This is a genomic window from Flavobacterium sp. (assembly GCF_031409475.1).
GTDB lineage: Bacteria > Bacteroidota > Bacteroidia > Flavobacteriales > Flavobacteriaceae > Flavobacterium.
The window spans coordinates 37,924-57,713 of record NZ_JANNXH010000016.1 but is presented as its reverse complement, the minus strand read 5'-3'; the positions used below and the strand labels follow the sequence as shown (position 1 = coordinate 57,713).

The following is a 19,790-nucleotide window of genomic DNA, read 5'->3' as shown; positions in this document are numbered from 1 at the left end:
GGTGTTTATGGATTCAATGATTAGGGTTTGAATGGTGTCTCCTGTTTTGGAATTAAGCTGCACGCATTTGTCATTATACTCGCTGAGATGCTTGCTTGCAAATAAACTTGTTTGATAGATTATTGGTGCATTATTCGACTTATTGGCAAGATAATGCGACCAGTTTAAAACACCCGTTTTTTTATCGTAGGCATGAAGATAATAATCATTTGAGTTGAAATAAATCTGCGAACTATCAATACTAAACGAGGAATGAAAATTATTTAATTGCTTGTCGGAAAAATTAATTTTCGAATTAAAAAATTCGGTCTGTGCTTTGGCAACATTACAGTACAATAAACTAATGCCAAGCAATTGTAGGATATAAGATTTACAAGTAGTTGTATTTTTTAGTTGATGCATATTTATATTTATTTGCTAAAACAAATTAAGATGAATGAACAGTATAAAACGATACCCATAAATGGGTATTTTCTTGCTATTTTTTATTTTTTTGGAATGCTAATTTGCACAACAGTTCCTTGGTTTTTATTGCTATTTATTTCAAAAGTTCCTTTGTAATGAAGCACTCTTTTTTCGATGTTTTCAAGTCCAAAACCTTTCGGAATCAGTTTTGTATCATAACCAATACCATCATCAGTATATTGCAAAAGATACTCATTATTGTAGCCAAATAGCTCTATACAGATATAATTTGATTTTCCGTGTTTTAAGGCATTATTGATAATTTCTAAAGAAATTAAATACACATCATAAACCCACGGCTCCATAATTTTTTCGGGAAAATCATAAGTAAAAATCTCGATTTTTGTGTGCTTTAATCCAGTATTTAAGGTAGTGATTTGGCTTTGTAAACTAGAAATTAATGCGCCATCGTCTAACGATTTTGGCAAAATTTGATGCGAGACTTCTCGAATATCGCTGGCTAGTTCTTGAATACTTTCTTGAGCTGTCGTGATTTTTTTTAATTCTAAAAGTTGCATGATATAAGCGATTCTACTTCCAAAATTATCATGAATTATATTAGCAATATTTCTTCGTTCTCTAATTTGAACTTGTGTAATGGCTTGAATTGATTTTTCTTTTTCGACCGTAATTTCTTCAATTAACACCTTATTTTTCTGAAATGTTTCCAAGTAATTTCTCGTTAGTAGGTAACCAAAAAGGAAAACTTCGTATAAACTAATGATGACTAACCAGTCTTCATGAAGGTTTTTTGGAATGATCTGGAATGATTTTAGAATAATAGCTGTACCCCAAACTAATTGTGGGAAAAATGAAATCAACACATAAATCGCCGATTTTCTATCAAATTTAAGGTGAATAATGGTTGCCCAAATGATTACTATAATAACTATTAGAAAGTTGATGTAGCCAAAAATCAAAAAGAGTTTTAATGGATTTAATTGTTTTAATAATAGCAAAATTATAGTAAGTAGTATGATAGAAAAATTAGTGCTATTAAGTACATAAATAGCCTTGTATTTCAATGGTTGTAACTTTTTTAGATCTAGAAAATGGGTAAGAAATATACTTAGACTGATAAACCAAAAACTGGCAGTATAAATGCGTAACTCGCTGAAATACAGAAATTCTGTAAACAAAAAATGTTTTGCATAATTAGAAGAAATCATAATATAAATGGCACTCAAAACGGAGTACAAAATATAGTAGGCGTATAATTTTTTCTTGGTAATATAAAGTAGAATCGTATTGAACAAAAGCAACAAAAATAGGAAACCTAAGAAAAAAGAAATCAGTGCGATTTTTATTCTTGATTGTTGGGTTAATTCTTTTTCATCCTTAAATTTATAGGTAAACTCTAGAAAAGAAATTTCTTTTTTAATCTTGACCAAAAAAGTCTTTTTTTCATTAGGATTTAGAACGATTTCAAAAGATTGAGAGTCTATAAATAGACTTGCAAAACGAGTTCTATCGCCTAATATTCGTTGTTTATTTCCATCAAAAATCAGCAAGCTATCGATGTGATTGTTGTCAAAACACAACCAAGTTCGCTTTACATGTATTGTATCTAGATTCTTGATTTTGAACAAACACCAGACAGTAGCGTTTTTATTATACCCAATATTGAGGTTTTGTTCAGTGTTAAAAGGTAGGAATGGTTGTTGTTTAGCAGTGTTATTTTGCCAAGAGGAATTTTTGTCAATGGCATATTTAGCATCAACAAGTAAGTCACTTTCATTTTTGCTAAACGAATGATTTGTAAGGAATAAAAAGCTAAGAAAATAAATTATTTTCATGGGCAAATTTTATAAGCGAACTACTATTAGAGATTTCAAGTTTTCTATTAATATTCTTTCTATGTGTGTCAACCGTAGTTTTGCTGATAAACAAAATTCGTGCAATATCTTTGCTGGTTTCACCATCAATAATTAATTTAATGATTTCTTTTTCTTGTTTTGACAGTCTAAATTTATTAGCAACAGATTCATCTATAGGTGTGTATGGATTGCTTGCCTTTCTTTGATTTTTATTGGTATAAAAAGGAGCATTAATTTCCAGCTCAATTACTTGTATCAATTCTTCGGCAGTAGTTTCTTTTCTTAGAAAGGCATGAATCCCCATTCGCTCTGCTTTTTGTATCAAAAAATCCTCAAAATAGGCAGTAAGTATAATTGTTTTTGAAGTTACTAATTGGTCTCGCAATTCATTAATCAACACAAATCCATCCGTGTTGTATATATTTAAATCACAGATAAAAACATCAATTTGATTGTTTTGCACATACGTTTTGCAGGATACGGAATCATTAAATGTCTCGACTTGATAGTTATTTCCAAATTTTTTCAGGATTTCGGATATACCAATAGAAAAAAGGATGTGATCGTCACAAATAATGATTTTTTTCTGCATGATTTAGACTTGGGTTTCTAAAGAAGTTTTTATATTATACGTAAATATAATTAAAAAATTGTGTCAATAGTTTGTAAGTCTTTTATTTATAAAAAAAAACTAAATACAATTGCATTTATCTGCACCTTGTAATTTTAATCCACCTTTTTAATTAAACCAAGACCAGAAACGGTACATGGATTTTCATACTTGTTTTTAGAGCATACAAAAGTTTAAATGGATATATTCATCGGTTTCGATTAATCAAATATTAGTAATTTCGATTAATGTCTCAAAAAATGGTACTATTGAGAATAATAGTAATGGGAGCAAATTTTTTTCATACTTTCTGATTTTAAAGATTAGGCATTAATTATTTTATAATATTCCCCATTTTTATCTTTAAAACAAATACCCACAAATGGGTATTTTTAAGATTTTTTTTTGAATAGAACTTATTTTTTTGGTTTGATCACATATAAAATGTTAGTTCTGTTTCTCAATCCACAATCTTGCATTCACAAAAGCTTCATGCCAAGGCGAAACTTCATCGTTTCTATCATTTGGATAATGTGCCCAGTTCCATTGAAAAGTCGAACGCTCAATGTGTGGCATCATAACCAAATGTCTTCCGGTTTTGTCGCACATCATAGCTGTGTTGTAGTCAGAACCATTAGGATTAGCTGGATAACTGTCATAACCGTATTTTGCTACGATGTTGTAGTTTTCTTCGCCCTTTGGCAAATGGAATTTTCCTTCACCATGCGAAACCCAAACCCCAAGAGTACTTCCTGCTAAAGTAGTTAACATCACTGATTTGTTTTCTTGAATCGTTACCGATGTAAAAATACTTTCGTGTTTATGACTATCATTGTGCAACATTTTTCCGTGTACTTCGTGTTCTGGATTGACCAATTCTAATTCCATAAACAATTGACAACCGTTACAAATTCCAACTGATAAAGTGTCTTCTCGTTTGAAGAAGTTTTTCAAGGCTGTATTGGCTTTTTCGTTGTATTTGAAAGCTCCAGCCCAACCTTTGGCTGAACCCAAAACATCGGAATTAGAGAATCCACCAACAGCTCCTATGAACTGAATATCTTCCAATGTTTCACGTCCCGAAATCAAATCGGTCATATGAACATCTTTTACATCAAATCCTGCTAAGTACATCGCGTTTGCCATTTCACGCTCGGAGTTACTCCCTTTTTCACGGATAATTGCTGCTTTTGGTCTGTCATTGCGAGGAGTTTGCGACGAAGCAATCTTCCCTGTAAAATGGCTAGGGAAAGTATAGTTTAAGGCTTGAGTTGCATAATTATCAAAACGCGCTTGCGCCATTCCATTTTTAGTTTGTTTTTGATCGAGTAGGAAAGAGGTTTTAAACCAAATGTCTCTTTGTTTTTTTAGGTCTAAAGTCAAATGTCCAAAGTCTAAAGTTTCAGTTGAAGTAACAGAACCAATTTTGAAGAATTCTATATTGTTTTCTTTTAATTTAGATTCAATGCTAGCATCATTTTTAGCTTGAAAAACGATTCCAATATTTTCAGAAAATAAAATTTTAACTAAATCTTTTTCTTCAAAAACAGATAAATCAATTTTGGCTCCCAAATCAACATCAGCAAAACACATTTCCAATAAAGTGGTAATCAAACCTCCGCTTCCAATATCGTGACCTGCCAAGATTTGATTATCTAAAATCAATTCTTGTATCGTGTTGAAAGCATTTTTGAAGAAAGAAGCGTCTTTAATAGTTGGTGTTTCATTGCCAATAGCATTCAAGGTTTGTGCCAATGAAGAACCGCCTAATTTGAAGTCGTCTTGCGATAAATTGATATAATAAATAGAACCACTCCCGAGGCCAAGGGATTGTTGCAAAACAGGCTCTACTACCTTTCGAATATCGGTACAATTTCCTCCCGCTGAAATAATGACCGTTCCTGGTGCAATTACTTCATCGTTTGGATATTTTTGTTTCATAGAAAGCGAATCTTTTCCTGTCGGGATGTTTATTCCTAATTCGATGGCAAAGTCGGAACAAGCTTCAACAGCTGCGTACAAACGAGCATCTTCACCTTCGTTTTTACAAGCCCACATCCAGTTTGCTGAAAGTGAAATTCCTTGTAATCCGCCTTTTATTGGAGCCCAAACAATATTTGATAATGATTCTGCAATAGCAGTTCTTGTTCCTGCAACGGGATCAATTAATGAGGCAATAGGCGAGTGTCCAATTGAGGTTGCAATACCTTCTATTCCTTGATAATCCAAAGCCACTACACCACAATTGTTCAATGGCAATTGCAATGGTCCAGCACATTGTTGTTTGGCTACTTTTCCGCCTACGCAACGATCGACTTTGTTGGTCAACCAGTCTTTACAAGCTACAGCTTCTAATTGTAAAACTTGTTCTAAATAAGTTGAAATATTTTTTACATTATAATCTAACGCCGAATAATTGTAATTGATGGTTTTGTCCGTCATTACCGTTTTTGGAGCACTTCCAAAGAAATCTTCTAGAGCATAATCCATTGGTTTTAAACCTGTAGTTTTAGACTCGAATGTAAAACGGTGATCCGCTGTAACATCACCCACTTGATACATTGGCGAACGCTCACGATCAGCAATTTTTTGAAGTAAATCAATGTCTTTTTTACCAATAACTAATCCCATTCTTTCCTGAGATTCGTTACCAATGATTTCTTTTGCTGAAAGTGTTGGATCGCCCACAGGCAATTTGTCCAAATCAATTAATCCACCCGTTTCTTCGACCAATTCAGATAAACAATTCAAATGTCCTCCAGCTCCGTGATCGTGAATCGAAACGATAGGATTATGGTCACTTTCTACTAAACCACGAATGGCGTTTGCAGCGCGTTTTTGCATTTCAGGGTTCGAACGTTGCACAGCGTTTAACTCTATTCCAGAACTCATTGCTCCAGTATCAGCTGACGAAACTGCTGCACCACCCATTCCGATTCTATAATTTTCTCCACCCAGAATTACTATTTTATCGCCTTCTTGTGGTTTCTTTTTTATGGCTTGATCCAGTTTTCCGTAACCAATTCCACCCGCTTGCATGATTACTTTATCGTAACCTAGTTTTCTTGTTGAACTTGTTTCAGCATCTTTTGATTCATCGAACTCAAAAGTCAAAACGGAACCCGTAATCAACGGCTGTCCAAATTTATTTCCAAAATCAGATGCTCCATTCGAAGCTTTTATCAAGATGTCCATTGGAGTTTGATACAACCATTTTCGTTCTTCAAAACCCAATTTATTTTCTTGCAAACGCGAATAGGATGTCATATAAACAGCAGTTCCAGCCATTGGCAATGAACCTTGTCCACCTGCTAAACGATCTCTAATTTCTCCTCCAGAACCTGTTGCTGCTCCATTGAAAGGCTCTACGGTTGTTGGGAAATTATGTGTTTCTGCCTTTAAGGAAATAACCGAATCAAATTCTTTTATTTCGTAAAAATCAGGTTTATCAGCAGTTTTTGGGGCGAATTGTTGTACGCGTGGTCCTTTTACAAATGCTACATTGTCTTTGTAAGCCGAAACGATATCGTTAGGATTTTCAGCAGAAGTTTTTTTGATTAATTTAAAAAGAGAAGTTTCCTTTTCAACACCGTCAATAACAAAAGTTCCGTTGAAAATTTTATGACGACAGTGCTCTGAATTGGCTTGAGAGAAAGCAAATATCTCCGAGTCGGTTAATTTACGATTTAATTTAGAAGACAAATTATCCAAGTATTTTACTTCTTCGGCACTTAAAGATAATCCTTCACTTTTATTATACCCGGCAATATCTTCAATGTCTAAAATAGGTTCGGGCTGAATGTGAATAGTGAAAATATCTTGATTTAACTGAGTATATTTTTGCGAAAGCATTGGATCGAAATCTGTAAAATCTGTCGAAACTTTATGAAACTCTTCAATGCGTATAATTCGAGAAATTCCCATATTTTGAGTAATTTCAACTGCATTGGTACTCCAAGGCGAAATCATGGTGGCACGAGGACCAATAAAAAAACCCGTCAAAGCGGATTTTTCTATTTTATTGGAGTCGGCAAAAAGCCAGTTTAGTTTTGAAATGTCTTGAGCCGACATTTCTCCCGATGTTTCGGGATCGCTCAATGTGTTTTGTGTATGTACTGCAAATACCGTTTTGCTTTGGTTTTCAAAAAAATGAATCATTATAGTAATGTAGTTAGTGTTGTATGCTTTTGCAAATTTAATCAATTAAGATTTAAAAAAAAAGTGTCTCGATTTATCGAGACACTTTTGAATTTAGTTAATTTCTATTTTCTTAGTTATTGATTTTGAATCTTTTGTAATTTTGATTAAATAGATTCCTTTTTGAAGGTTTGAAACTGAAATAGAAGGACTTTGTGTATTTTCTTTTTCGAAAACCTTTTGACCTAATAAAGAGAATATCTCAATGGTATAATCTCGGTTTGAATTATCAAAATTAATATTAAAATTTCCTTTAGACGGATTTGGATAAATAGTAAAATCTTCCTTGAGTAAAGCAGCTGTTCCTAAATTTGAATAACAAGTCCAAGAGAGGTTGTCAAATATAACTCGACTAGCTGGGACTGCACTAAGATTACTATTGTCAGTTATACTAATTATTACATCTCCTGTAATATTAATTCCATTTATTGTTGTAGTTGTCGCGGTAGAACTATAGGGAATTGTTCCTACAATGTTTCCGTTAACTCTAAGATTAAAGGTTCCGCTATTTCCGGTAAAAACTTGTTGTGTTGTAACCGTTAAATTTCCAATCCCATCTGCTGATGTTGAAGCAGAAAGCAAACCATCTCTAATACAAATTGCTCTAGTAGCAATAGTTTGGTCTGTACGAGCATCAGTTGCAGTCCAATCTAGCCCACTATCACCAGTCCAAGTTCTAGATGCATAGGAGGAATTATTTGCAGGAATTCTCTCAAAACTTTCTGTTGCACATGAACTACCACCAATAATTGGGGCTGTTGTTGTTCCATTTACCGTATTACTAGAAATTGAAGTGTTTCCTGCAGCATCTTTTGTAATGATGTAAAAAGCATATGAAGTTGAAGGCATTAGTCCATTAATTATTGCACTCAATCCTGATACTGTTGTTTTTAAAACATTATCTATGTAAATAGCATAGCCAGTAACTCCCATATTATCTGTACCAGCAATCCAATTTAAAGAAACCGTACTTGAACTGGTTCCTGTAACTGCTAAACTTGTGGCAGGAGTTGGAACTTCTGTATCAGGTACTAAAATCAAAGTTGTACCATTGACTGTATTACTAGCCGGTGATGAATTTACTGCTGCATCTTTGGCAATTACATAAAAGGAATATGTTGTAGATGAAGTTAATCCAGATATTGTAGCTGTCAAGCCATTAACAGATGTTGTCAAAACATTATTTACATAGATTGAATAACTTGTTACACCTATATTGTCAGTAGAAGCAACCCAGCTCAAAGAAACTGTAGTTGATGAAGTTCCAGAAACTGTAAGATTTGTTGGTGCAGTTGGAGCTTGCGTGTCTGGAGTTGAATTCCATATTAATTGAGCATATTCAGGATGATCAATGTAAGGATTTCTATTATTTTGACGAGCATAAACAGCATTGTTTCTATCAATTTCCCTAGTATTTACAGGATCTTGTGCATGCCAAGTCAAGAGCATATTCAAAAAAGGAGTTGTGAACACTTGATCGCTCGAACCATTAAACATAGCAAAAGGATATCCAGCAATATTATTTTCATATCGAGTAGCGAAGTAAAGATACATCCTCGCAATGTCTCCTTTAAATTCATCAATGGGTTCAAAGACAGTTCCAGTATAACCTGTAACTCCACTTGTACCTAATTTGGAACCATTTAGGGTTGTAGTTGAAGCAATTGCTACATTCCCGTGTGGAAAATTACTACGAATACCGTTAACTTTTCCGTCTGTAGGTGTAACAGAATGAGCATCAGATACCATTGGTGAACTTGAATTGAATACGGATTGTGGGATAATATGTTCCCTGTTGTAACAATCGCCTTCAACTGCATAATTACCACATCGATCAGTACTACCAGAAGAGTAATTATAGGGGTCAACACCATTGGGTTTTTCAGAATACATATCTAAAACGGTTCCATCATTTTCGTAATAATAGTCTCTGTCAGAGGTTTGATAGGTAGTATATAAACCTGCATAGCCAGTATCAGTATGACCTTTGATGATGTTGTACAACTGTGTTTTTAAAGTGTATCCGGTTCCCGTTGCGGTGTTGTAATACCCAGTTGGTATTTGTGCAGAGACGCAAAGCGAAAACAGCAGTGCGAAAAATAGTAGTTTTATTTTCATATTTATTAATTCCTAAGTCTAATTTTTTAGGGATGTAAATTTATATAAAAATAAGGGAACTATAAAAATTCAGTAAATAGTTATTAACATTTATTGTGGAAACGGCTTATTTTGATAAGCGCCTAAATCTGGTGGCAATGTTCGGGTTTTGCCCAAAATATCTAATGGGATAAGATAGGTTGCATTTCCTTTGGCGAAAGCCTCGGAAGTAGGATCAATATTGAGTTTGTTTTGAGAAACTTTAAAAAATTTTGGATCTTTATTTAGAATAATTGCGTTGTAATGTATGGGATCTGTTGTAAATTGATATTCAGGATTCGTGGTGTATTGGTTCGAAACATTATCAAATTTAATTAGGCAATTGTTGAATTGGTAATTGAAAGTAGCACCAGTTTTTTTGTTTAAAATCATTTCGTTAGAATACGATCCATAAATTATACAATTATTAAAAGTCGCAGCTGTCAAATTTTTCAACTCAGGAGTTGCGCCAGTATAAAAATTATTTACAAGTACTGCTAATTGCTGTGAACTTGACCAGTTGTTGTTAAAAGTACAATGAGTAAAAATGTAATTTCCCCCATAAGTACATGCGAGACCAGCTTGCCCAGCATCATTAATGACAATGTTTTCACCATTAATTCTGGCTGTTTGTCCCAGAATTCCATAGTTGGCAGAATTGTAAATTTGTGTGTTTTTTATTTGAACTGTTGTTCCATTATTATTTTGAATCAATAATCCAATTGTCGAATTTTTTATGGTTGCATTATTAAAACTATTGTTAGTGCTTCCGTCAGTGAGCCAGATTGTTCCCCATTGTCCTGGAACATTTGCATAATCAGGCTCTAATCGATCTCCTTCAAAAATTACTTCATTTTCAAGTTTATCAGTTGTTGAGACAGTTCCATTGACATTTATTGACGCGTTTTGTGAAACAATTAAACCAGAATCTGCATGAAAATGTACTCTTGCTCCGGGATTAAATGTCACTGTTTTTCCAGAAGGAACAGCTGCATAACCATAAATGACATAGGGTTTTTGATTGGTAAATATCAGTTCATTTCCGTTTACGGGATCATTTTCGTCTAAATAAAAGCCATAAATTGTATCATCTCCAATAGGAAGCGTTTCGGTAGTTCCATCACCAAAGCGTTTTGGAAAAAGAAAAACCGCATCTTGGATTAAAGTTACTAATTCGACTGTTTGCAAATTTGCGCCACTATCAAATTCAATTTTGTCAGTGTATAAAAAGTCAGTTGGATTTGCATCAGTGCTACTTGCAGTTGTTTCAATAAAAATATATAAACTGTCTTTGGCTAAAAGCGTAACATTAGTAAATAATTTTCCGTTACTGCCTATTGTACCATCAACAGTCATTCTATATTTTGAATTCAAGCCTTTTGCTAATTTAATACTAGGAATGTTGATGTCATTTTTACTTTTATTGTACACTTTTAATCTATAAGTACTAGATCCTATGTTTGTAAAAACGGTGTCTAAATAAATAGTGTCTTTAGAAAATACTAAATCTCCAGTACTAGGAACTGTGTCAAAATCAGTTCTACAAGAAGAAATTGAAATCAGAATTCCGAAAAATAATAATAAAGAAAATTGACGCATTTTGAACAGATTTTTTGTAAAAATAGGAAAAAAATATTTTGATAATTAAATGAAATTAAAATTTGAACATATAATAACAACTGTATTTTTAATTTAGTGTATTATCTTTGACTTAAATATACATTTTTAAAGCAAAATACATGACATTCGATAAAGAAAAAATACTTCAATATTGCAATCAAATTTCCAAAAACACTTTAATGCAAACCCTAAATATCGAATACACTGATGCCGGACCTGATTATTTAACCGCTACAATGCCTGTGAATTCTTCTGTTCATCAACCCATGGGATTGTTACATGGTGGCGCTACGGTTGCTCTAGCCGAAAGTGTAGGTAGTGCTGCCTCTTTAATGCTTGTAAATCATACCAACAGCGAAGTTAGAGGTATAGAAATTTCAGCCAATCATCTCAAAGCAAAACGCGATGGAATTGTAACCGCAACAGCTAGAATTATTCATAAAGGACGTAGTATTCACTTATGGGAAATTCGTGTAACGGATGAAAACGACAGTTTAATTTCATTATGTAAATTAACTACCATGGTGATGCCCAAAAGAAAAATCGAAGTTCAAGAATGAAAATTATTTTAGATAAAGCTGCATTGCAATTGGAAAAAAACCTTCCTTTTGTAGTTTATAAAAAACCTGAAAGTCAGAATTGTATTGGATTTTTTCAAAAAAATGATGCTTTATTTGAACTCGAAAATTTCTCCGAGAAAGGATTTGCTTTTGCAACATTCAATGGAAATCAAAAATATATAATTCCAGCAAATCAGTCAGAAATTGTTAGTGCTATCTGGGAAAATGCGCATGAAAATTTTGTAGATAACGAACTTAAATCAAACTCTGATTTTGAAAAAATAAAATTCACAGATTTGGTTGCAAAGGGAATTAAAAGTATCGAAAATAACGAATTCAACAAAGTAGTTTTATCACGAAAAGAAACCGTTAATTTGAATCGTTTCGATTTAATTGATGTTTTTAAAAAATTACTACAGTTGTATTCAAGTAGTTTTGTTTATTGTTTTTTTCATCCAAAATTGGGAACTTGGCTGGGTGCAACTCCGGAATTATTATTAAAAGCTGAAGATTCTGTTTTTGAAACTGTTTCATTGGCTGGAACACAAAAACACACAAATACAAACAAAATTATTTGGCACAATAAAGAAATAGCGGAACAGTTGTATGTTACAGATTATATTGTAACATTATTAGATAAAGTCGCTACAAAAGTTAGGATTTCAAAACCTTACAATATAAAAGCAGGAAATATTTGGCATATTAAAACCAATATTTCTGGAGTTTTGAATTCAAGTTTTGGCTTAAAAAAAATTATCGAATTATTGCATCCAACTCCCGCAGTTTGTGGTTTGCCAATGGATAAAGCAAAAGATTTTATTTTAGAAAACGAGAATTACGAAAGAACATTTTACACTGGTTTTCTGGGGGAATTAAATATAGAAAACAAAACCGAATTGTTTGTAAATTTGCGCTGTATGGAAATTGAGATTGATTCTAAATTAGCAAAAACTCAAGCCCATTTATTTATGGGTTGTGGGATTACAAAGGACAGTATTCCTGAAAAAGAGTGGGAGGAAAGCGTTAATAAATCGTTTACAATGAAACGAGTTTTAGAGTATTAAAAAAGTAGAATATGAAATTAGATATAATAGCTTTTGGTGCGCATCCAGACGACGTGGAATTAGGTTGTGGCGGAACAATTGCCAAAGAAATTGCTTTGGGCAAAAAAGTAGGAATCATTGATTTGACTCGTGGCGAACTCGGAACACGCGGTTCTGTTGCAATCCGTAATCAAGAAGCTGATGCTGCTGCAAAAATTTTAGGAGTTTCGATTCGTGAAAATTTAGATATGCGTGATGGTTTTTTTGTAAATGATGAGCCACATCAACTAGAAATAATTAAAATGATCCGGAAATATAAACCCGAAATTGTTTTATGCAACGCAATTGAAGATCGCCATATTGATCACGGCAAAGGCAGCAAACTAGTTTCTGACGCTTGTTTTTTATCAGGTTTGGTTAAAATTGAAACCGAAATTAATCAAGTAAAACAACGAGCTTGGCGTCCAAAAATTGTTTATCATTACATACAATGGAAAGACATCACTCCTGATTTTGTAGTTGACATTACAGGGTTTAATGATAAAAGAAAAGCCGCTATTTTAGCGTATAGTTCCCAGTTTTACAATGCAAATTCAAAGGAACCTGAAACGCCTATTGCTACTAAAAATTTTCTTGAAAGCTTGAATTATCGTGTACAGAATTTTGGAAGATTAATTGGCACCGATTATGCCGAGGGATTTACTGTCGAAAGATATTTGGGAGTCAATAGTTTAAGCGACTTGATATAATTTTTTTGAATTTTTTCTTTGCAAAAGCAAACTTTAGTATTATATTTGCACTCGTTAAAAATGGTGGTTGTAGCTCAGCTGGTTAGAGTATTGGTTTGTGGTGCCGAGGGTCGCCGGTTCGAACCCGGTCAGCCACCCAGAACGCAAAAGCTTCGAAGAAATTCGAGGCTTTTTTTGTTAAACTACTTTTGATTTTATAATAATCATAAAAAAATAATGTATTTATTTATTTAAAATTTCTAAAAAAGTAGTATTTTGGTATAAGTTTATGAGTTGATCTCATAACTAAATCTTAAAAAATATTTATCAATAAATAACATCTAAAATTATGGGAACATTTTTAATTAGTAAAAGAAAAAACGACGAATTTCAGTTTGTATTAAAAGCAGGAAATGGGCAGGTAATACTCGCTAGCGAAGGTTATTCTTCAAAATCGGCTTGTGAAAACGGGATAGAATCCGTTAGAAAAAATTCACAAGAAGCGTCGAGATTTGATAAATTGGAAGCTAAAAATGGTAAGTATTATTTTAACCTTAAAGCAACAAACGGTCAAATTATTGGTAATAGCGAAATGTACGAATCTGTTGCAGCGCGTGATAATGGTATAGAATCGGTAACAAAAAATGCACCCGATGCTGATCTAAAAGAAGATTTGTAACAATATAAGTTTCAAAGCAAAAACCTCGAAATTTATTCGAGGTTTTTTTATTTAAGAGTTAATTTTTTAAACTTTTGCTCGAACTTCGTCGTTGTTAATTAACATTTTATTTGCCAACTTTATCAACAACAGGGCGATTTTCTCTATTGGCTAAATCCCAAGTAATGGCAAATGCAAGTTGAGTTCTTTTGGCCAAAGCATCAAATTCTATTTTATCTACTTCATCTGTAGCTTTGTGATAATCAGCATGAACACCATTAAAAAGGAATACTGAGGGAATTTTGTTTTTGGCAAAATTGTAATGATCGGATCGATAATAAAAACGATTCGGGTCGTTGATATCATTGAATTTATAATCTAAAAATAAGTTTACATGGTTTTTATTTGCAGCTTCGCAAATATTATATAAATCAGTTGAAAGGTAATTGGATCCTATAACATATACATAATTGCTGGAATCATTATGAAACGCATCATGACGACCTATCATGTCAATATTTAAATTTGTTATTGTATTTGATAAAGGAAACAAAGGGTTTTCTACATAATATTTAGAACCGAGTAAACCATGCTCTTCTCCTGTTACATGTAGAAATAATATAGAGCGTTTTGGACCTATGCCATCTTTTTTCGCCTGTGCAAATGCTTGAGCTATTTCGATTAAAGCCACAGTTCCAGAACCATCATCATCTGCGCCATTATAAACTTCACCATTTTTTAAGCCAATGTGGTCATAATGTGCCGAAATCACAATTACCTCATTTGGTTTTTCTGAACCTTCAATGTAAGCCAAAATGTTTTCGGAGTCAAGTAAGTTATCATTTCGATTTGCGTTTAAATACGACGCTGGAATTTTTTGGTAAAAATCAATTGCTCCTTTTGGGAAAGAAATGCCGTTAGTCTTGTATTGGTTTATAAGATATTCTCCTGATTTTTTCTGACCAAGTGAGCCTGTTTCTCGACCTTCCATTTCATCTGATGCTACAATATATAAATGTATTTTTAGCTCATTTGCAGTTATAGAATTGATGTATTTTGTGGGATTTGGAATCGAAAAAGCGTCTTTTTGTGGAGTACAGCTTATATTTAGAATAAATAATAAGCAGAATGGAACTATTATTTTCATGTTGTTAATGAATATTAATTAAAGTATAGAGAAAAAAGGAAATGAATATTATCGAAATAAACACTTATTTATAAAAAACAACAACAAGCATTATTTATAAATAAAATTCATATTTATTATAAAACTTCTTTTATAAAAATTAATAAATGTTTCCAAGAACGATTAGCTGCAATTTCATTGTAGGCTGCACCTTTTGAATTGTCATTTCCTGCTTCGGGATTTGTAAACGAGTGAACAGAATTTGCATAGTAAATCATTTGCCAATCTGCTTTTGTGTCTCTCATTTCTTGTTGAAAGGCAGTAACTTCGGTTGTTGGCACATACGGATCATCTGCGCCATGACACACTAAAACCTTTGTTGTAAGTGGTTCAACTAATCGCGTTTCGTCTTTACCTAATCCACCATGAAACGATACTACACCTTTTACATTCATATTTGCTCGAGCTGCTTCAAGTGCTCCAGTTCCACCAAAACAGTAGCCCATAACTACAATATTTTCTGGGTTTGCACCAGATAGTATTAACTGTTTGAGAGCTAATGAAATTCTTTTTTGATATTGGTCGTAATTTTTTTTATAAAAACCAGCTTTTTGCCCTGCTTCATTATTATCTTTAGGATAGTTTCCTTCCCCATAAATATCAGCAACAAATGCATAATAACCCAAATCAGCTAACTTTTGAGCAGAATCTTTCGAAAGTTGGTCAATTCCTCTCCAAGCGGGAAGAATTAGAATTCCTGGTTTCTGTTGATTTTTCTTTTTGGGTTGAATTTGCAAACCCATTAGGATTTGATCTCCATCACTGTATTTTATTGTTTTTAATTGTGCAAAAAGTCCATTGGTACAAAACACAATTCCAAGAAGTAAATAGATAGTATTTTTCATAACGATTAATTTTATTCACAAATATCCGAAATAAAATAAGGGTTTTAATTAAAATGGGTTTTTTTAAGTTTTTTTTAATTGTTGTTTAAAATATTTTTCTTCAAAATTATAGCGTAACATTCCTTTTAAAGGCACAACCTAATTCCATAATCGAATCGGTTTTTGAAATGCCTGGAATGTTGTCAATTTTTTCATAAAGAACTTTTCGCATATGTTCATGATTTCGGGCAATAATTTTGATATAAAGCGTGTACAAGCCAGATATGTAGTAACATTCTGTGATTTCAGGAATTTTCTTTAACTCTTCGATAATTCTATTCGAGTCTTGATCTTTATTTAAAGTTATTCCAGTAAACGAACCCCAATCGTAACCTATTTTTTTTTCATTTAAAACGGGTTTTATTCCCAATAAAATTCCTTGTGCAATTAATCTATTGACACGTTGATGCACCATGGTATTTGATATTTTTAAATTGGCTGCGATAGTGGAATACGCCATTCGACCGTCCTTTTCTAATTCTTTGATAATATGAACATCAAACTTGTCTAGTATTTCCATAATATTTAAAATTAAATTGACTTAATTATTTAGTAATTTATAAAATATGACTTAATTTAAGCAAATGTAAGTCAAAAATGTTATATTATATTGTAAAATAAAAATTTTTCTTATTTTTGCATTTCAATAATTTATTACATTCTACTATGGAACTTACACAACAAACCCTTTCTGCAAAAGCAGAAGAATTAATTGCAAAAGAGAATAAATATGGAGCTCATAATTACCATCCATTACCAGTAGTTTTAGAAAGAGGCGCAGGTGTGCATGTTTGGGATGTAGACGGTAAAAAATATTATGATTTTTTATCAGCTTATTCAGCCGTGAATCAAGGGCATTGTCACCCAAAAATTGTGAATGCAATGATAAAACAAGCGCAAACATTAACACTGACTTCTCGGGCATTTTATAATAATCAATTGGGGAATTACGAAGAGTTTTTGACAAAATATTTTGATTTTGATAAAGTTTTACCAATGAATACTGGAGCCGAAGCTGTTGAAACGGCTTTGAAATTATGTCGAAAATGGGCTTATGAAGTAAAAGGAATTTCGGAAAATCAAGCTCAAATTATCGTTTGTGAAAATAATTTTCATGGTAGAACCACTACTATTATTTCGTTTTCAAATGATGAAGGTGCACGTAAAAGTTTTGGACCATTTACTGCTGGTTTTATAAAAATTCCTTATGATGATATTGAAGCTTTAGAAAATGTTTTAAAATCTTCCAATAACATTGCTGGTTTCCTTGTAGAACCAATTCAAGGTGAAGCCGGAGTTTATGTACCAACCGATGGATATTTAGCAAAAGCAAAAGCATTGTGCGAAGCTCATAATGTTTTGTTTATTGCCGATGAAGTTCAAACCGGAATTGCTAGAACCGGAAAATTGTTAGCTACTTGCGGCAATTGCTCTTGTACGAAAGGTTGCGAAAATAAACCGGAAGTAAAACCTGATATTTTAATTTTAGGTAAAGCAATTTCTGGCGGTGTTTATCCTGTTTCTGCAGTATTAGCAAACGATAACATATTAAACTTAATAAAACCGGGTCAACATGGTTCGACTTTTGGAGGAAATCCAATAGCAGCAGCAGTAGCAGTTGCAGCTCTTGAAGTAGTTCGTGACGAAAATTTAGCTCAAAACGCAGCGCATTTAGGAATTATTTTCAGAAAGGGATTGAATGAAATTGCCACCAGAAATTCTTTAATAACTCTAGTTCGAGGCAAAGGATTGTTGAATGCTATTGTCATAAATTGTGCCGAAGATTCAGTTTTGGCATGGGATATTTGTTTAAAATTTAGAGATAATGGCTTGTTAGCAAAACCTACTCACGGAAATAAAATTAGACTCGCTCCGCCATTAGTGATAACTGAGGCTCAAATCATGGAATGTCTTGCTATTATTGAACAATCATTGAATGAATTTATTTAATACAAGTTATGGAACGAGCAATTAAAATAGTCAAAAACAGATCGGATATTGGAGCAGGAACTCGAGGTTCTGATTTAGGAATTGATGCCATAGAAATTGCAGCAATTAATCAAAACAACTCCTTTTTTAATCAATACGAGTTTGAAGATGTAAAAACACACAACGAATCCGTTTATGATAAAAACCAAAGCACTTTTGCAAAACGAATAGAGCATGTTGTAGAACATTGCACCAGAGTTTGTTATGCTGTAAAAAAAAACCTAGAAGCAAATTTTTTTCCTATAGTTTTGTCCGGAGATCACTCTTCTGCCTTAGGCACAATTAGCGGAATAAAAGCAGTTTATGAGGAGCAAACACTAGGCGTAATTTGGATCGATGCACATGCTGATTTGCATTCTCCTTACACTTCACCATCAGGAAATATTCACGGTATGCCATTATCCGCTGCCATTTCAAATGATAATTTAGAGTTTCAAATTAATGAAATCGCTACTGAAACTATTGGTCAGTGGGAAAAAATGAAAAACATTGGCTGTCCAGGCGCAAAAATATTGGCCGAAAATATTATATATTTTGGTGTACGTGATACCGAAGAACCTGAAAATGCTCAAATCCAAAAACTGCAAATTAGAAATTATAAAGTTGATGAAATACGTTATAGAAGTTTGCAAACTTGTGTTGAGGAAGCATTAATTAAACTTGCACATTGTGAGATAATTTACATTTCATTCGATGTAGATTCTATGGACTGTGATTTAATTTCTTATGGAACAGGTACTCCAGTTCCAAGAGGTTTTGACCAATATGAAATCATTGCAATTATCAATCAAATTATCGAAAGTAAAAAAGTAGTCTGTATCGAATTTGTTGAGGTAAACCCACTTTTAGATAACAAAGGAAATAAAATGGCAGAAACGGCATTCCAAGTTTTAGACGCAATCACTTCAAGAATTGTTGTGCCCATTGAATAAATTACGTACCCGTTTTTGGACTTAAAATAAAAATTTACAGTTCATTTTGTCATTCCTGCATACATAAAAATACTGCCTTAAAAAGTTTTAGCTAACCTATAAAATAAATAATTTAATGGATATTGTACAAATAACTGGATGTGTTTTAGCAGTTTTTGTGGGCATGACATTAGGAATGTTAGGTAGCGGAGGTTCTATACTTTCGGTTCCTATTTTAGTTTATATAATGGGCATTGAGCCGACTTTAGCCACAGCTTATTCTTTATTTATTATTGGAACAACTTCATTAGTGGGCGGAATTCACAAAGCAAAACTTAAATTAGTTGATTACTCTAAAGTTGTGTTGTTTGGAATTCCTACTGTAATCTCGGTATTTATCACGCGCAAAATCATTGTTCCTAGAATACCAGATCTTATTTTTTCGCGGCCTAATTTTATTTTAAATAAATCGGAGTTGATAATGATCGTTTTTGCAATTGTTATGATACTCGCTTCGGTTCAAATGATAAAACCTTCTAAAAAAATAACAATAGATGCAAATGAAAAGCTTAATTATTTTTATGTAGTTATTTATGGAATAGCTATAGGTTTTATATCAGGATTTGTGGGTGCTGGAGGCGGATTTTTAATTATTCCTACACTCTTGTTTTTAGCTAAAACACCAATGAAAACAGCAGTTGGCACCTCTCTTTTCATTGTAGCAATTCAATCCTTAATAGGTTTTTCTGGTGATATTCAAGGAAATCAAATTATTGATTGGAATATGTTAAGTATCTTTACTACATGTTCAATAGTTGGAATTTTTATGGGTAGCTTGATTTCAAATAAAGTCGAAAATGAAAAATTGAAAACGGCATTTGGATGGTTTGTTTTAGTCATGGGAATTTATATAATGATTAGAGAATTATTTTTGACATGATTTTTAAAATTTTAATTAGAAACTCTAGCTTTTTAAAAATTAAATT

The 19,790-nt window shown here is 32.8% G+C and carries 16 protein-coding genes and 1 tRNA gene; 8 read left to right on the top strand and 9 right to left on the bottom strand.

What is annotated here, in order from left to right; all coding sequences use genetic code 11:
• The 6 genes from RMO53_RS03355 to RMO53_RS03330 form a co-directional block, all read right to left on the bottom strand.
• The coding region (locus RMO53_RS03355; protein ID WP_310378036.1) for a hypothetical protein at positions 1 to 402 on the bottom strand (402 nt) is incomplete at its 3' end.
• 83 nt (positions 403 to 485) lie between these two features.
• Positions 486 to 2,261 carry a 7TM diverse intracellular signaling domain-containing protein gene (locus tag RMO53_RS03350; RefSeq protein WP_310378034.1) on the bottom strand — a complete coding sequence of 592 codons (1,776 nt, stop codon included), beginning with the start codon at positions 2,259 to 2,261 and terminating at the stop codon, positions 486 to 488.
• Positions 2,239 to 2,874: a response regulator transcription factor gene (locus RMO53_RS03345; protein WP_310378033.1), complete on the bottom strand. Its 636-nt coding sequence runs from the start codon at positions 2,872 to 2,874 to the stop codon at positions 2,239 to 2,241. The genes RMO53_RS03350 and RMO53_RS03345 overlap by 23 nt, the downstream gene beginning before the upstream one ends.
• A 465-nt stretch (positions 2,875 to 3,339) precedes the next feature.
• Positions 3,340 to 7,050 carry a phosphoribosylformylglycinamidine synthase gene (purL, locus tag RMO53_RS03340; protein WP_310378032.1) on the bottom strand — a complete coding sequence of 1,237 codons (3,711 nt, stop codon included), beginning with the start codon at positions 7,048 to 7,050 and terminating at the stop codon, positions 3,340 to 3,342.
• A 93-nt stretch (positions 7,051 to 7,143) separates the two neighbouring features.
• Positions 7,144 to 9,207: an endonuclease gene (locus RMO53_RS03335; RefSeq protein WP_310378031.1), complete on the bottom strand. Its 2,064-nt coding sequence runs from the start codon at positions 9,205 to 9,207 to the stop codon at positions 7,144 to 7,146.
• A gap of 90 nt (positions 9,208 to 9,297) precedes the next feature.
• On the bottom strand, positions 9,298 to 10,824 hold the full coding sequence (locus RMO53_RS03330) for a right-handed parallel beta-helix repeat-containing protein (protein WP_310378028.1): 1,527 nt from the start codon (positions 10,822 to 10,824) through the stop codon (positions 9,298 to 9,300).
• Between the two features lie 140 nt (positions 10,825 to 10,964).
• Between RMO53_RS03330 and RMO53_RS03325 the strand changes: the two genes are divergently transcribed.
• From RMO53_RS03325 to RMO53_RS03305, 5 genes are all read left to right on the top strand, one after another.
• Positions 10,965 to 11,405 (top strand): PaaI family thioesterase, encoded by a 441-nt coding sequence (locus RMO53_RS03325; protein ID WP_310378026.1) that lies wholly within the window; start codon positions 10,965 to 10,967, stop codon positions 11,403 to 11,405.
• Complete coding sequence (locus RMO53_RS03320; protein ID WP_310378024.1) at positions 11,402 to 12,469, top strand: chorismate-binding protein; 1,068 nt, start codon at positions 11,402 to 11,404, stop codon at positions 12,467 to 12,469. Before RMO53_RS03325 ends, RMO53_RS03320 begins: the two co-directional genes overlap by 4 nt.
• Positions 12,470 to 12,480: 11 nt before the next feature.
• Complete coding sequence (bshB1, locus tag RMO53_RS03315) at positions 12,481 to 13,197, top strand: bacillithiol biosynthesis deacetylase BshB1 (RefSeq protein ID WP_310378022.1); 717 nt, start codon at positions 12,481 to 12,483, stop codon at positions 13,195 to 13,197.
• A 63-nt stretch (positions 13,198 to 13,260) separates the two neighbouring features.
• A tRNA-His gene (locus RMO53_RS03310) sits at positions 13,261 to 13,334 on the top strand.
• Between the two features lie 191 nt (positions 13,335 to 13,525).
• Positions 13,526 to 13,855, top strand: coding sequence for a YegP family protein (locus tag RMO53_RS03305; protein WP_310378020.1), 330 nt, complete (start codon positions 13,526 to 13,528; stop codon positions 13,853 to 13,855).
• Positions 13,856 to 13,961: 106 nt separating this feature from the next.
• On the opposite strand, the gene RMO53_RS03300 is transcribed toward RMO53_RS03305, so the two are convergent.
• The 3 genes from RMO53_RS03300 to RMO53_RS03290 form a co-directional block, all read right to left on the bottom strand.
• The gene (locus tag RMO53_RS03300) at positions 13,962 to 14,981 is read right to left on the bottom strand and encodes a M28 family metallopeptidase (RefSeq protein ID WP_310378018.1); all 1,020 of its coding nucleotides are present in this window, start codon (positions 14,979 to 14,981) and stop codon (positions 13,962 to 13,964) included.
• 116 nt (positions 14,982 to 15,097) lie between these two features.
• Positions 15,098 to 15,865, bottom strand: coding sequence for a dienelactone hydrolase family protein (locus RMO53_RS03295; RefSeq protein ID WP_310378016.1), 768 nt, complete (start codon positions 15,863 to 15,865; stop codon positions 15,098 to 15,100).
• A 106-nt stretch (positions 15,866 to 15,971) separates the two neighbouring features.
• Positions 15,972 to 16,424: an Lrp/AsnC ligand binding domain-containing protein gene (locus RMO53_RS03290; protein ID WP_310378014.1), complete on the bottom strand. Its 453-nt coding sequence runs from the start codon at positions 16,422 to 16,424 to the stop codon at positions 15,972 to 15,974.
• Positions 16,425 to 16,570: 146 nt separating this feature from the next.
• On the opposite strand from RMO53_RS03290, the gene rocD reads away from it, so the two are divergent.
• The 3 genes from rocD (at position 16,571) to RMO53_RS03275 (ending at position 19,744) form a co-directional block, all read left to right on the top strand.
• Positions 16,571 to 17,854, top strand: coding sequence for an ornithine--oxo-acid transaminase (rocD, locus tag RMO53_RS03285; RefSeq protein ID WP_310378012.1), 1,284 nt, complete (start codon positions 16,571 to 16,573; stop codon positions 17,852 to 17,854).
• A gap of 8 nt (positions 17,855 to 17,862) precedes the next feature.
• Positions 17,863 to 18,825 carry an arginase gene (locus RMO53_RS03280; RefSeq protein WP_310378010.1) on the top strand — a complete coding sequence of 321 codons (963 nt, stop codon included), beginning with the start codon at positions 17,863 to 17,865 and terminating at the stop codon, positions 18,823 to 18,825.
• Between the two features lie 115 nt (positions 18,826 to 18,940).
• Complete coding sequence (locus tag RMO53_RS03275; protein ID WP_310378009.1) at positions 18,941 to 19,744, top strand: sulfite exporter TauE/SafE family protein; 804 nt, start codon at positions 18,941 to 18,943, stop codon at positions 19,742 to 19,744.
• The last annotated feature ends 46 nt before the right edge of the window (positions 19,745 to 19,790 follow it).

Excerpts from the sequence above, each read along its gene's own strand:
- RMO53_RS03350 (WP_310378034.1), bottom strand. The coding sequence starts at position 2,261 with ATGAAAATAATTTATTTTCTTAGCTTTTTATTCCTTACAAATCATTCG.
- RMO53_RS03345 (WP_310378033.1), bottom strand. The coding sequence starts at position 2,874 with ATGCAGAAAAAAATCATTATTTGTGACGATCACATCCTTTTTTCTATT.
- purL (WP_310378032.1), bottom strand. The coding sequence starts at position 7,050 with ATGATTCATTTTTTTGAAAACCAAAGCAAAACGGTATTTGCAGTACAT.
- RMO53_RS03335 (WP_310378031.1), bottom strand. The coding sequence starts at position 9,207 with ATGAAAATAAAACTACTATTTTTCGCACTGCTGTTTTCGCTTTGCGTC.
- RMO53_RS03330 (WP_310378028.1), bottom strand. The coding sequence starts at position 10,824 with ATGCGTCAATTTTCTTTATTATTATTTTTCGGAATTCTGATTTCAATT.
- RMO53_RS03325 (WP_310378026.1), top strand. The coding sequence starts at position 10,965 with ATGACATTCGATAAAGAAAAAATACTTCAATATTGCAATCAAATTTCC.
- RMO53_RS03320 (WP_310378024.1), top strand. The coding sequence starts at position 11,402 with ATGAAAATTATTTTAGATAAAGCTGCATTGCAATTGGAAAAAAACCTT.
- bshB1 (WP_310378022.1), top strand. The coding sequence starts at position 12,481 with ATGAAATTAGATATAATAGCTTTTGGTGCGCATCCAGACGACGTGGAA.
- RMO53_RS03305 (WP_310378020.1), top strand. The coding sequence starts at position 13,526 with ATGGGAACATTTTTAATTAGTAAAAGAAAAAACGACGAATTTCAGTTT.
- RMO53_RS03300 (WP_310378018.1), bottom strand. The coding sequence starts at position 14,981 with ATGAAAATAATAGTTCCATTCTGCTTATTATTTATTCTAAATATAAGC.
- RMO53_RS03295 (WP_310378016.1), bottom strand. The coding sequence starts at position 15,865 with ATGAAAAATACTATCTATTTACTTCTTGGAATTGTGTTTTGTACCAAT.
- RMO53_RS03290 (WP_310378014.1), bottom strand. The coding sequence starts at position 16,424 with ATGGAAATACTAGACAAGTTTGATGTTCATATTATCAAAGAATTAGAA.
- rocD (WP_310378012.1), top strand. The coding sequence starts at position 16,571 with ATGGAACTTACACAACAAACCCTTTCTGCAAAAGCAGAAGAATTAATT.
- RMO53_RS03280 (WP_310378010.1), top strand. The coding sequence starts at position 17,863 with ATGGAACGAGCAATTAAAATAGTCAAAAACAGATCGGATATTGGAGCA.
- RMO53_RS03275 (WP_310378009.1), top strand. The coding sequence starts at position 18,941 with ATGGATATTGTACAAATAACTGGATGTGTTTTAGCAGTTTTTGTGGGC.